The organism is Collinsella aerofaciens (assembly GCF_040920445.1).
Lineage (GTDB): Bacteria > Actinomycetota > Coriobacteriia > Coriobacteriales > Coriobacteriaceae > Collinsella > Collinsella aerofaciens_BH.
The window spans coordinates 17536-31369 of the sequence record NZ_JBCOTQ010000022.1; the positions used below are offsets into that span (position 1 = coordinate 17536).

A 13834-nucleotide genomic window follows, 5' to 3' on the forward strand; every position below is an offset into this window, starting at 1 on the left:
CTCAAAACTGCCGGTACGACAATCGTCTGGTCCTCTACAATGAATCCATTGTTTAAACGTTTCCCCACGCGCAACGCGCCTCGATATTCGGAAGGCAGAACATGCTGCAAAAAATCCAACGCTTTGGCGGGGCAATGTTCGCGCCCGCCATGCTGTTTTCTATATCAGGCCTCATGGTCGGCGTCTCCGCTCTCGCAACGACTGCGGACATCGTCGGCGATCTCGCCGTATACGGAACCCCTTGGTACGTTTTCTGGGCTATCATCCAGCGCGGCTCGTGGACGGTCTTTAAACGCCTCCCGCTCCTTTTTGCCGTAGCGCTGCCCATCGGTCTTGCCCAAAAACAACCGGCTCGTTGCTGCCTCGAGGCTCTCGTCGCCTATTTTGCCTACTGCTTCTTTTTGAGCGAGATCATTAAGCTGAGCGGAGACAACCTTGGACTTGAGTACCCGTCATCTTTGACCTCCGCCAGCGGTATCACCGTCATCGACGGCATCAAGACGCTCGACACCGGCATTATCGGCCCGCTGGCGGTATCGGCAACCGTCGTCGCCATCCATGACCGCTTCTACGATGCCAAAATTCCCGATTGGCTCGGCACCTTCTCGGGCTCCTCGCTGGTCTACCTCATCAGCTTTTTTGCCGTGTTTGCCCTTGCCGCTATCTCGGCCGCCATCGTGCCCTACGTATACGATGTAACTGATACGCTGCGTCACGCGCTTGCAGGCATCGGTCCCTTTGGCGTGGGCATCTTTGTCTTTTTAGAACGAGCACTCGAGCCCTTTGGCCTGCACCACCTGCTCTACATGCCGATCTACTACGACAACCTGGTCATTAACGACGGCATCTACGCCACGTGGAGCAGTTTGCTCCCCATCCTCTCCCATAGCACGCGCCCCCTTAATGAACTTGCGCCGTGGGCCGGTTTTACCGCCACCGGCTGGGTCAAGCTCTTTGGCCTTCCTGCCATCGCAGCTGCGTTCTACTCCACCGCAAAACCCGAGCGCCGTGCCGGCCTCAGGGTCATCCTTGCTCCCGCCATCATCGCCTCGGTGGTTTGCGGCGTTACCGAGCCACTCGAGTTTCTCTTTATGTTCACCCACCCCGGGCTCTTTTTGCTCTACGCCGTCTTATCGTCTTGCCTTGCCACAACCATGAATCTCTTTGGCATCGTCGGCATCTTCTCGGGCGGCCTGATGGAGATGGCAGCCTTCAACTTTATTCCGCTCATGCGCACGCATGCCGGTGCCTATCTTTTGGCGCTCGGTATCGGCCTTGCCTTTAGCCTCATCTTTTTTGTTAGTTTTCGAGCACTCATCTTGGTCTATGACCTTAAGACACCGGGCCGCGAGGATCATGTTGCCAATCGCGCGGCAATCGATTGTTTAACGGGAAGCGACTTTGCCAAAGAGCAATCCCCCAATGACGAGGTCGATAGTCGATCCGATCAAGATCACGTCCTCGCTGAGCGGGTAATTCAGCTTTTAGGTGGCGTTGGCAATATCGTGGGCGCAACCAACTGCGCCACGCGCCTGCGCGTCGAGGTCGCAGACCCTTCCATCGTTGCAGATAACGCGTCGTTTGTCGCGGTGGGCGCCAAGGGCCTCATCATTACGGGCAAGACCGCCCAGGTGGTCATCGGCATCTCCGTTCCCCGCGTTAAAGAGCATTTTGACCAGATCATGGGCCTCGAGCCGGAATTTGTGCCCACCACCTCGGCCTCCCCTGCCGCCAGCGCAGCCCATAAGCGCGGCGCTATTTGCTTCTTCGATATCGACGGAACGCTCGCCTGGCAAGACCCCAGGCTCGCCCAAGACCTTCCCGAAGACGAGCGGGACCTCTCCCCCTATCCCAACGAGGCGGTTTCGCAGGCAATCCGCGAGTTTGTCGCCAACGGCAACATGGCCTTTATCTGCACGGGACGCACCCTGAGCTGCATCCACCCCAAACTTCTTGAGCTGCCCTGGACCGGCATCGTCTGTCTTGCGGGCGGTTACGCCGAGATCAACGGACACGCAATTCGCGATCTGTCGATGACGCCCAGTATGCTGCAGCGTCTTGCCCCCTACCTTGAGCAATCGGGCGAGGTCATCCGCTTTGAGGGCCTCAACGGCGTCGTGCGCATGAGTGCCGATGCGCCCGATGCTCCCGGATACGCGCGCACCCTGGGCGACGCAGTCACGCAGCTGCAACATTACAGTGTCTACAAGATCTTGATGTCTACATCGCTCGCCAACCACATCGCTCAAGATAAGGCACTTGAGCCGCTGCTGTGCTTTAATGAGCTCGAACTCGAGGTAACCGAAATCTCGCCCCGCGAATGCACGAAGCGCGGGGGCATCCAGTCTGTACTCGACGCCCTCGATCCCCACCACGGAACCGTATACGGCATCGGCGACGCCAGCAATGACGTCTCGCTGATGAACGCCGTCGATGTCGGTATCGCCATGGGCAATGCACCGGACTATCTCAAGGATAAGGCCGATTACGTGACCGACACCGTCGATCACGACGGTGTCGTTGCGGCGCTCGAGCATTTTAGGCTGATTTAGGCGCGCTCCATCAAACGCACGCCCGTTGTCCTAAATCGCCAAAACTGCCGCGCCAAACGCCCTGATGTGGCAATATGTTGTCTGCATATTGCACCAATGCAACCTCAGAAAGAATGCGAGAACCCGTGTCCAGTCCGTTTACCAGCTTTTTAGCCCAACACTTTGACCAGATTAACGACTATCTGGCCACGTTCTTTGACGGACAGGCGACCTCTGCCGATATCGAGCGCTACCTGTACGCGCCGCTCTCGGCTTTTACGGCCAACGCCGGCAAGCGCCACCGCCCGCTTATCTGCATGCTCGCCGCAACCGCAGTGGGCGGTAGCTTTGAGAGCGCCCGCAGCGCCGCGGCAGCCATCGAGCATTTCCAGTCGGGCGCGCTGATCCACGACGACATCGCCGACAACGGACAGCTTCGTCGAGGCAAGCCCTGCATGCACCTTACCGAGGGCACGGGCCTTGCCATCAATTGTGGCGACCTGGCGCTCACCATGGTCACCAAGACGGTTCTCGACGACCCTACGCTGGAGTCCGACGTGAAGCTGCGCGTGCTCCACGAGCTTACCGAGATGATCGTCCGCACCATTGAGGGTCAAGCACTCGACCTGGGTTGGGTCCGTGACGGGCGCTTTGATATCTCGGTTGATGACTACCTGGACATGGCGACGCACAAGACCGCGTTTTACAGCGGAGCCACGCCGCTTGCCGCCGGAGCCATTATCGGCGGCGGCAGCGATGAGCAAATCGAAGCGCTGCGCGCCTTTGGCCTGCACACAGGCCTTGCCTTTCAGATTCAGGACGACCTGCTCAACCTTGTCGGCACTAAGGAAGCCGCCAACAAGGACTTCCGCACCGACATCACCGAGGGCAAGCGCACGCTTGTCGCCGTACACGCCCTCTCTGATGAGTGCCACCACGACGAGGTCGAGGCGATTCTTTCCTCGGGCACCGATGATCCCGCGCAGCTCGCACGCGCCGTGGAGATCTTCCAGGAGACCGGCTCCATCGATTACGCCCACACTTACGCGCTCGACCTGACCGCTAAGGCCAAAGCGGCCATCGAGAACGTTGAGCTTGATCCGCACGCACGCGAGCTGTTCCTCTCCATGGCAGATTTCTTTGTGGAGCGTCTTAACTAACGGGGGTTATAAAACCTGTCAGCAGCGTATTTAGGCACAACTTGCTACACTGTTGAGTGCATGTTTATGCATCCCTTTGCGTTGTCTATCCGACAGACGCTCAAATAGTACGAATGGTACGCCGAAAGGGGTTCGTTCATGGAACCTATTACAACGGGCATGCAAGGAGCAGCCGTCGAGGACGTGCAGTCTCGTCTCCTGCAGCTCGGCTACACGATTGATGCCGCCGAAGTCACCGACAAGTACTTTGGAGCCACCACTGAGCAGGCCGTCAGCACCTTCAGGCTCGACAGCGGCCTTGCTGCCGGTCATGCCGTCGATATCCCCTGCTGGAGCGCCCTTGTAGACGCTTCGTATAAGCTGGGCGACCGCACTCTCTATCTGCGCATGCCCAACTTCCATGGCGCCGATGTGCAGGCCCTGCAGCGCGCTCTCAACGTTTTGGGCTTTGCCTGTGGCGAAGACGACGGCTACTTTGGTCCGCATACCGAGGCCGCCCTGCAGCAGTTCCAGGAAAATGTCGGCCTGTTTGCCGACGGCATGGCCTTCCAGGACACCTACGCCTACATCAACCGCCTGCACCATGTGTGGGAGGGCAAGCCCTCGGTCACCGAAGCCGAGTCCCGTATCGGTTTTGCTCGCGCCGCCAACGTGCTCGAGCGCTTCCAGATTGCCGTTATCGGCGAGGACCCCATCGCACGCAGCGTTGCGTCGCGCATGTGGAATATCGCCACGGCAACGACCGACAACAGCGGCATGATGCTCTGTGACTCCGAGGTCCCAACCGACGTTGACCTGGTGCTCGAAATCGCAAGCGACGAGCTGCCCGCCGACGCCGCACCGCGCGCCACGATTGCCCTCGCCGAGTGCCACAACCTGGCCCAGCGCATCCGCACCGCCAATGTCGCCGCGCAGCAGAAGCCGGCTCGCATTCGCATTGAGCTCACGGGCATGACGCGCTACAACGGCACCTTCACGGCCAGCGACGCGCAGACACTCGCCGTACGCCTGCTCGATGGCGTTTGCGATGCCCTCGCAGATTAGGTAAACTAAACGAGTTGCTTTTGGGCAACACCACACATTGGGACGTAGTTCAACGGTAGAACTCCGGTTTTTGGTGCCGGCTGTTGGGGGTTCGAATCCCTCCGTCCCAGCCAAGGTAACTGAGCGCCCCGGGCTTTCGTCAGCCCGGGGCGCTTTCTTGTGGGCAAGCGGAGGGATTCGAACCAACAAGGGTGCGGAGCTGAGGAAACGCGAAGGCGCCCCAAGCCCATTAGGACCAAGAGCGCCTTACATCTAGAAAATATCAGCCCAGTTCCGAAAAGCGAGCCGCTTGCGACAACCAAGTGCCGCGTGGCCCCGGCGGGCCGGGCATTAAGTTTGTCGCGAGTTCCGCACGCAAAGAAGGCCACTTAATGTGGCCTTCGTCTTGCGCAGGACTGTAGAGCAGCAAACTTAATGCCCGGCCCGCCGGGGCCACGCGTCCCTAGTTGTTCAGCATGCGGTCGAAGCTTCCCGAGTCGCCATCCCGATAGTCGGCGGTCATCAGAATCTCCTGCGGAATGCGCCCGCCCTCGCGCAGCACGTTGCGGAACTGCACGCGCGTAACCATGGGCAGATCCTTGATCGTCGCCGCCAGGTTCTGCGGCACGCCCTGGTTGGCAGCCGCGGGCTCGCACTCGCCGCCGGCCTTCACGCGACGCTTATGCTCGGCGAGCATGGCACGGTACATGCCGGCATGCAGGCGAATCTCAACCACATTGGCATTGCGAGCCTGCTCGACAATGCGTGCGCCCTCGCGATCGATATCGCCTACGTAGTAGACGTAGTTAAAGCGATAGCCAATCTCAGCCAGATAATCGTCCAGGGCATGCGAGACGCTCGCCTTGCATCCGCCGCCAAAAATCACGCCGCCCACCTTGATGCCAAAGAGCTTGGCGTGCTTGCGGCCACGCAGCAGCTTGACGATCTCGTCGTAGGTGTCCAGGTTCTCGACCATAATGAACGGCTTGTCGGCGCCCAGCGTAAAGAAGCCCGTAAAGTGCACGGGGCGATTGGGGGCGACCTTGATCGCCTGCATGCTGATGCCCTTTTCGGTCATACGCCTGATCAAGCGCTCACCGTGCTTGCCGTCAAAAGCCTTCTCGTCGTTAAAGATCTGGTAGGCACGCTGGCGGCGCGAGGCAACCGGCGTATCGGCACCTCGGTTCCGCTCGATCCAAGCCTGAATGATTGCGATTTCCTCGGCAATCTTGCGGTTGGACATCTCGTTGTGCTGAGTGCGCTGCGGAGCCTTTTTGCCGTCCTTGCCCTCGACCTTTACGATCTGTGTCTGCTGCTCCTTGATCTTAGAGAGCGCCGTGGGCGTAGGGACAACTTTGAGCAGCTGCCTGCCTAAAACGCGGGCAAGGGCAAACGCCGAGGCCTCGCCGTGAACGGCCGACTTGGGCTGCTGGGCAGCAGTATCTGCTGCGGCAGACTCCGGCTTCCTCTGAGACTTGCGCTTAGAATCGCCTTGGGAATTGCGCTCGCGCTTCGGCATAGACGCCTGCTTCTGCGGACGAACGGACTTGCTCTCCTTCGCCGGCTGGCGCTTAGGCTGCCCCGAAGAAACCTCGGCCTTCGCATCCTCGTTCTGCGGCGTGGTCTTCTCGGCCGCAGTCTCGGCATGGGAACTGCGGCCCCCACGATGGCGACGGCGGCGAGGCTTGCTCGACGCGCCCTGCTCCGTCTGCTCATCAGTAGGCTGCTGGCCCTTGGCCTCGGCATCAACCTCAAGCTGCGGCTCAACAGGCTTTTGCTCGCGAGCCACCGGCTCAACGGCCTTCTCGTCCTTCTCGCCCTGAGTGGTCGAAGCCGGTTCGCTCTTCTCCTGACGCCTTACGGGATACGCGCGCCCCGCAAAACCACGTCCGGGACGGCATGAACCCAGAGCCTTCTTGGCAGACTCCTCAACATCGTCTGCAACCTCAGAAGACTCTTCAACCTCACGCGCGGCATCCTGCTGCGCAGCCTTAAAGTGAGCACCGCGACGGCGCTTGGGCTCTTGGGCCTCCACGGGCTTTTGCTCCTTCGTGGGCTTCTGCGACTCGGCAGCAACCTCGGTCTCAACAGCCTCGGCATCCGTCTCGCCCTTTTGAGCAACGGCGCGACGGAAGCGCTCCTGCTGGGCGCGGCGCTGCGCATCGCGCTTGCCACCCCCGCCAAAACCGCCGCGTCCTGCCTTGGCCGTAAAGGCACGCACGACGTTCTCATCAAGCAACTCATCGGTATCGACATGCCCACGCGGAGCAACTTCTTCCACAGCAGGCACGTCAGCGAAATCGTCGACGACAAAATCTTCGACGGACTCGGCAGGCTGCTCCTGGGCATCGCGGATCTCGGCATTGATGGTATAGAACGCCGGGCGCCCGTTAATGCCGCTACCCTCGATCTTGGTCACGATATTTGCCGCGATAAGCTCATCGCGCATCGCCTTGGTGTCGCACTCTTTATCGACGGAGCGGAAAATCTGCGCCAGCGCACTCGACTTAATCTTGAGCGCCTTGCGGCAAAGCAGGTCGTAGGCAACCAGCTTGGCACGCTCAGCAGAAAGCGACGTCTGGCTGCTCAGACGTTCAGCCAGGGCATCGACATTATTTTGGTTATCGGAATATACCGTCTTGGCCACGGGGCCCCTTTCATATGTACACATATACGTCTATATGGTACAACGCGCGCCCTTATCCACGCAAAACATCTGCGAGAACACTCGAGCGTCACCCGCTTTCGCATGAAAAAAAGACCGAGCCCGCGAAGTCGCGGACCCGATCTTTCCGAGTCATATGGATGGAACGGTTAGTCCATCAAGCTGACTAGGCCTTGGCGGCCTCGGCGTCAGCGGGAGCCTCGGCGGCAGCGGCGCGACCGTACTCGGCCTTGCCCATCTCGGACCACTCGGGCTCCTCATCAGGCATGGAGCCAGCCTCCTTGCCGAAGAACTCCTTGAGGCAGTTGACGGCGACGATGAGGCCCAGGACCATCAGCAGGACGGCAAAGACGAGCTGCAGGCCCTTGGTGGCGGCGACGGAGACGGCGGCCGTGGTGGCGGTAGCCGGGATAGTGCCGAAGAAGCCGTAAGCCTGGACAGCGGCCATGCAGCCCATGGCGCTCTGGACCAGCGAGGTGAAGGTGCAGCAGAGCAGGAAGACGACGGGCACGTAGAGCATCCAACCCTTGCGGCCGGTGCACTTGCAGAACACGGCGAGGGTGATCATGGTCATGCCGCCGAGCAGCTGGTTGGAAGCACCAAAGAGCGGCCAGATGTTGGCATAGCCACCAAAAGCGAGGGCGAGACCGGGAAGCAGGGTAACGACCGTGGCGAACCAGGGGTTGCCGAGGACCTTCATATAGCCGGCCTTGGACTCGATGGCCAGGGCATCGTTGGTCTGGGCAAAGAACTCGGAGAACGAGGTGCGGGCGATGCGGGCGACGGCGTCGAGCGAGGTCAGGGCCAGAGCGGAGACGTTCATGGTCATGAAGACGGTAGCGAGCGTGCCGTCAACACCGAAGGCCTGCATACCGCGGGAGATACCAGCGGCGAAGATCTGGAACGGGGTGGAAGCGACACCGGCATTGAGGGCGCCAGTACCGGCGGTGTTCATATCGGAGAACATGATGCCGGCGACGATGATGGCAAGGATGCCGACGAAGGACTCGACGATCATGGCGCCGTAACCGACCTTGACGGCGTCCTGCTCCTTCTCGACCTGCTTAGAAGAGGTGCCGGAAGAAACGAGGCTGTGGAAACCGGAGAGAGCACCGCAAGCGACGGAGACGAACAGGACCGGGAACATCATGCCGGAGGCAGTGGAGAAGCCGGTAAAGACCGGAGCGGTGATAGTGGCCTGACCGTTGACGCCCAGGACGACGATGCCGAGGACAGCGCAGACGATCATGACGATCATCATGATGGAAGTGAGGTAATCACGCGGGGTCTTGAGCATCTGGATGGGCATAGCGCCAGCGAAGACCAGGTAGACCATGACGACGGCGAACCACTGGAACTTATCCAGGTAGACCGGAAACTGCATACCGACGGCGAACATGAGAACCATGAGGACCACGCCGGTGACGAACTCGGCAGCGCCGGTGAGGTTGAACTTCTTCTGGGCCCAACCAAAGGCGATAGCGACGAAGGTGAACAGGATGGAGATGGTACCAGCGCAGCCGGCGGCATAGGACTTGGTGAAGTCGATGGCACCGGTAGCAGCACCAGAAGCGTCAACGGCCGGGGTGAACATGAACGTCTTGCAGACCATGTCGGTAAAGGCGGCGATGACGATGATGCAGAACAGCCAGCAGAACAGCAGGAACAGGCGACGGCCGGTCTTGCCGATATACTTCTCGATGAGCTGAGCGAGTGACTTGCCGTTGTTCTTCATCGAAGCGTACAGGGCACCAAAGTCGTGGACGGCGCCAAAGAAGATGCCGCCGACGAGGACCCAGAGCACGACGGGCAGCCAGCCAAAGGCCATGGCGACGATCGTACCCGTGACAGGGCCAGCACCGCAGATCGAGCTGAACTGGTGCGAGAACGCGGTGAAGGCGGAGACGGGCGAGAAGCTGTTGCCGTCCTTCATGCGCTTGGCCGGCGTGAGGGCCTCTTTGTCAACGCCCCACTTGTTGGCCAGCCAGCGGCCGTAGCCCAGATAGCCGCAGGCGAGCACCGCCGCGGCCACAACCATGAGCAAAACTCCGTTCATTACATTTCCTCCTCTAAAAAGAACTTCCTAGACATAAAAAATGAGGGCCGTCGGTTGCGCTCGACGGCCCTCATCTTCATCAGCCGCCCGTTATCGTACGGGCTAGCTGTATGTGCTAACCCGCATCAGATAATTACTACGCTGATAATGTTTAGCTGATGCGTGAACATGTCTAAGAAATCCTCTTCAATCATGATGCGAACGATCCGTGCGTGTTCACATCCCCCAGTGGTTGAAAAGGAGTATGAAACTTTAGTTACCTAAAGTCAACGCAAATTTGTAATGAATTTTCAACTTTTTTGGATTTCTCGGTATAAAACGCCACTGACCTCGGACTTTACCCAGCGACAGTTTTTGCATGAGAGATGTCCCTCGGGAGCGGGCGGGCGTATACAAGGTTTCCTGCTCTACAGTCCTGCTCGCACGGAGAGCACATTAAGTGCTCTCCGGCTCGTGCGGAACTCGCGATAAACCTTGTATACGCCCGCCCGCTCCCGAGGGGCTCCCATCCCAAATGCGGAGCAAAGCTCCGCACACCAACTTTTTCTTTCAGCTAAAGAACGCTGGAAATTCGACGCTGGCTTGTTAACCTTGCTGGACGTTGTCGACGCCAAACCAGCTCAGAAGCTATATCGATACAGAAAGGTCCCCGGACGGAGGGGCCGGATATAAGGTTTATCGCGAGTTCCGCACGCAAAGAAGGCCACTTAATGTGGCCTTCGTCTTGCGCAGGACTGTAGAGCAGGAAACCTTATATCCGGCCCCTCCGTCCGGGGACCGCGCCGTACCAGCTACAGCGTCATGTTCGGATCGGCGTCGACGTCGAACGGCGAGATTTCACCTCGGTCGAATTTACGGCGAGCGACCTCCGCGATCATGGCGGCGTTATCGGTACAGGCAGACAAGGGCGGCACCGTTACGCGAATCCCCTGACGCCCAAGCTTCTTGATCATCATCTCGCGCAGATGCGGGTTGGCCGAGACGCCGCCACCGATGCAGTATTCCTTGCATCCGGTAGCGTGCAATGCGTTTTTGGCCTTCTTGTACTGCACGTCAAAGACAGCTGCCTCAAACGAAGCTGCCAGATCGGGCAGGTGAATCGTGCGCCCGGCCTTGGTCTCCTGTTCAATGTAGAGCGTCACAGCGGTTTTAAGGCCCGAAAGCGAGAAGCGATAGTCTCCCCTGCTGTTAAGCGCACGGGGGAAATCGATCGCCTTGGGGTTGCCCGTCTCGGCCAGCTTGGAAATGATGGGGCCACCGGGATAGCCCAGACCCAACGCCTTGGCTACCTTGTCGAAGGCCTCGCCCACAGCGTCGTCGAGCGTCTCACCGAGCACCTCGTAGTCGCCCCACGCCTTCACGTGCACGAGCATGGTGTGCCCGCCCGAGACAAGCGTAAAGATAAACGGAGGCTTGAGGTCGGGCTGCGCCAACAGGTTGGCGAACAAGTGGCCCTCCAGATGATTGACGCACACGAGCGGCTTGCCGGCAGCATACGCAAAGCCCTTGGCAAAGGCGACACCCACCACCAGGGCACCCACCAGGCCCGGACCTTGCGTCACGCCCACGGCGGCAAGCTCACTTGGCGCAATCGCCCCACCCTCAAGGCCAAGCGATGCCGCGGCATCCTCGAGCGCCGCATCTACGACACTCACAATCACCTCAACGTGCTTGCGCGAGGCGATCTCGGGCACCACGCCGCCAAAGCGGGCGTGAAAATCAATCTGTGTCGACACCTGGTTGGCCAGCATATTGCCATCCGCATCGATAATCGCCACGGCCGTCTCGTCGCAGGAACTCTCGATAGCGAGCACTAGGCGACGGCGCTCAATTTCAGCGCGCTCCTCAACGGTTCGCTCGGGCGCAGGCAGCGGCCATACACGCTGCTCAGCCGCCGTCGGCTCGGGCGAAGCGTTGTCGACCGGGAGCACCAAGGGCAGCGGCGCCGTCATGACGATGGCATCCTTGCCGGCACCATAGTAGCCGCGGCGCCGTCCTGCCTCGGTAAAGCCCAGAGCGTTATAAAGCGCGATCGCTCCCTCGTTGCCGTCCTCGACCTCGAGCGAAGCCGTGGTGCAGCCGAGCATCTGGGCATCATAGCTCACATGCGACAGCAGCTTGCGGGCAATGCCCTCACGGCGATGTGCCGGGTCGACGGCGACATCCAGAATCTGCACATCACCGTCCACGACCATACCGCCGGCAAGGCCCAGCAGCTTGCCGTCGTCGTGTGCCACCCACCAACTACGCGGCGCAGCGACGTCCTCGCCCAGTTCGGACAGGAACATGCCCGGCGTCCACGCCTTGTGTCCGGCACCTTCAAAGCAGGCAGCCTCCAGCGCGCTCGCGCCCTCGGCATCCGCCGCGCCCATGGGACGGAACTGCAGATGACGACCGGCGAGCTCATCGGCAACGCCCGTAATTTCGCTCTGCGCACTCTCGGCAAGACCAAGACGCTTGCGCTCGTTTTCCTCGGCATCAGAAAGGCGCGTGTAAATCGGCAGGACGCGAGCCGGATCGCCGTCACCCGCAGCGTGCGCGAGCAGCAAGCCCTCGCCCGAAGGCCACCACAGGTCGCGCTCCACGCAGCGGGCGGTCTCGTCCTCACCCAGCAGCTTGCCATAGCGCACGAGACCGTCACCGGTCAGCTGAACCTGGTCCCAGTCCGCTGCTTGGCGCCACTCATCGAGCGCCACGGCGGCCTTGACCACGTGTTCGCGCTCAAATTGACGCTCGGGACCCTCATCGACCAGCATATACAGCGCCGGATATACCTCACCGCGCATAGCATCGGCCAAGATACCAAGCTTGCCGCGCACGCCAGCCTTCCACGCCGTCCAAGCGCAAGCGTCGAGCGTCGACACGCCCAGCAGCGGAACATTAGCACCGCGCGCGAGGCCCTTGGCAGTGGAGATGCCGATGCGCACACCCGTAAACGACCCCGGGCCGCGGCCGACCACGTAGTAACCAACATCGCTGCGATCCAGACCGGCTTGAGCCAGCACGCCATCAACGGTATTCACGAGCTCAACGTTGGCGTGACGGCGACACATGTGGTCGCCACTCACGAGCTTCGTCTCGCCCGTCTGCCCATCAATCCAGCTTGCCGCGCAGGCAAGCATGTCGGTCGAAGTATCGAGCGCCACCACCAGCGCGTTGTCGTTATGCAAGCTCATCTTGTACAGCCTTATCAATCAAATGGGAAAGCTCCATTGCGCGGTCACCGTGCGCCTCGAGCGTTATCGTTCGCACATCGCTGTCGCCCTCATCACGCTTGAGCGTCACCGAAAGATACTCATCCGTCAGCTCGTCTTGGAATTGTTCGCCCCATTCCAGCAGGCAAGCACCCTCATAGCCCAGCACATCGAAAATGCCCGTATCCTCGAGCTCGTAGGCATGCTCCAGGCGGTATAGATCAAAGTGAAACAGCGGAATACGGCCTTGATCGTGAACGGCCATGAGCGCAAACGTAGGGCTCGTAACCATATGCCCATCGCCCAGCCCGCGCGAGACGCCCTTGGTAAAGTGAGTTTTGCCCACTCCCAGGCCACCGGTCAGGATGAGCACATCGCCGTCCTCAAGGCACGGTGCAATTAGCTCGCCAAAGTACTCCGTATCGGCAGCGCAAGTCGTTTTGTAAGTACCTACCCCCAGGCGCTCCAGGGACATATATGCTCCTTATTATTCCGAGGCGTCCTCTGGTGCGGGATGTCGCTCCAGATAGTCGCCCAGCATCTTAAAGTCTTCCTCCAGCAGTTCCTGCCACGCCGGATTGCGTAGCGCTGCTGCCGGATGGAACGTGGGCATTACTACAAAATGCCCCATCTGGTGGAACCTGCCGCGCAGCTTAGTAATGCCAATCTCGGTCTTAAGCACAAAGTGCGTCGCGGGGTTGCCGAGCGTCACGATAATATCGGGCCAGATGCTTCGAATCTGCTCACGCAAAAACGGCGAGCAAGCCAGCACTTCCTCGGGACGTGGATTGCGGTTTCCCGGCGGGCGGCACTTAAGCACGTTGGCAATGTAGACGTCTTCGCGTTTGAGCCCCGCCAGCGACAAAATGCCGTTGAGGTCCTCGCCTGCCGCCCCCACAAAGGGCTCGCCCTGCAAATCCTCATTGCGGCCCGGCGCCTCGCCAATAAACATCACACGAGCGCGGGGGTTTCCCACGCCAAACACGATATTGTGACGCGACTGGTAGAGCTGGCAGAGGTGACAATCGCCCAGAACGGCCTCAATTTCCTCGAGTGCGACCTCACGTGGTGCCTGATGGGTATGGCCAGGGATGTGCATGACGCCCATGGCGACTCCTACACGTAGACCTTGTCGAGGCGCATGCCAAAGCCGCAGGCGACCTCGTAGTTAATCGTTCCGCGCAGTCGGGCCATCTCGTCCATAG

General features: G+C 60.0%; 8 protein-coding genes and 1 tRNA gene. 4 read left to right on the forward strand and 5 right to left on the reverse strand.

Annotation, left to right across the window (positions count from 1 at the left end; genetic code table 11):
• Nucleotides 1-101: 101 nt before the first annotated feature.
• The 4 genes from AB5405_RS05055 to AB5405_RS05070 all read left to right on the forward strand — a co-directional run bounded on the left by AB5405_RS05055 (nt 102) and on the right by AB5405_RS05070 (nt 4848).
• A complete protein-coding gene (locus AB5405_RS05055; protein ID WP_368131134.1) occupies nt 102-2552 on the forward strand; it encodes a PTS transporter subunit EIIC in 2451 nt (816 codons plus the stop codon).
• 125 nt (nt 2553-2677) lie between these two features.
• Nucleotides 2678-3691 carry a polyprenyl synthetase family protein gene (locus AB5405_RS05060; protein ID WP_368137779.1) on the forward strand — a complete coding sequence of 338 codons (1014 nt, stop codon included), beginning with the start codon at nt 2678-2680 and terminating at the stop codon, nt 3689-3691.
• A 138-nt stretch (nt 3692-3829) separates the two neighbouring features.
• Nucleotides 3830-4735, forward strand: coding sequence for a peptidoglycan-binding domain-containing protein (locus AB5405_RS05065; RefSeq protein ID WP_022094145.1), 906 nt, complete (start codon nt 3830-3832; stop codon nt 4733-4735).
• A gap of 38 nt (nt 4736-4773) precedes the next feature.
• Nucleotides 4774-4848 (forward strand) — tRNA-Gln (locus AB5405_RS05070).
• Between the two features lie 329 nt (nt 4849-5177).
• Here the strand turns inward: AB5405_RS05070 and AB5405_RS05075 are convergent.
• From AB5405_RS05075 to AB5405_RS05095, 5 genes are all read right to left on the reverse strand, one after another.
• Nucleotides 5178-7361: a hypothetical protein gene (locus AB5405_RS05075; protein WP_368137780.1), complete on the reverse strand. Its 2184-nt coding sequence runs from the start codon at nt 7359-7361 to the stop codon at nt 5178-5180.
• Nucleotides 7362-7545: 184 nt separating this feature from the next.
• The gene (locus AB5405_RS05080; protein ID WP_152067828.1) at nt 7546-9435 is read right to left on the reverse strand and encodes a carbon starvation CstA family protein; all 1890 of its coding nucleotides are present in this window, start codon (nt 9433-9435) and stop codon (nt 7546-7548) included.
• 791 nt (nt 9436-10226) lie between these two features.
• Nucleotides 10227-12611 carry a tRNA (adenosine(37)-N6)-threonylcarbamoyltransferase complex transferase subunit TsaD gene (gene tsaD / locus AB5405_RS05085; protein WP_368137781.1) on the reverse strand — a complete coding sequence of 795 codons (2385 nt, stop codon included), beginning with the start codon at nt 12609-12611 and terminating at the stop codon, nt 10227-10229.
• Complete coding sequence (tsaE, locus tag AB5405_RS05090) at nt 12598-13104, reverse strand: tRNA (adenosine(37)-N6)-threonylcarbamoyltransferase complex ATPase subunit type 1 TsaE (RefSeq protein WP_006235849.1); 507 nt, start codon at nt 13102-13104, stop codon at nt 12598-12600. The genes tsaD and tsaE overlap by 14 nt, the downstream gene beginning before the upstream one ends.
• Nucleotides 13105-13116: 12 nt before the next feature.
• Nucleotides 13117-13737, reverse strand: a complete 621-nt coding sequence (locus tag AB5405_RS05095) for a uracil-DNA glycosylase (protein ID WP_006235848.1) — start codon at nt 13735-13737, stop codon at nt 13117-13119.
• Nucleotides 13738-13834: the final 97 nt, after the last annotated feature.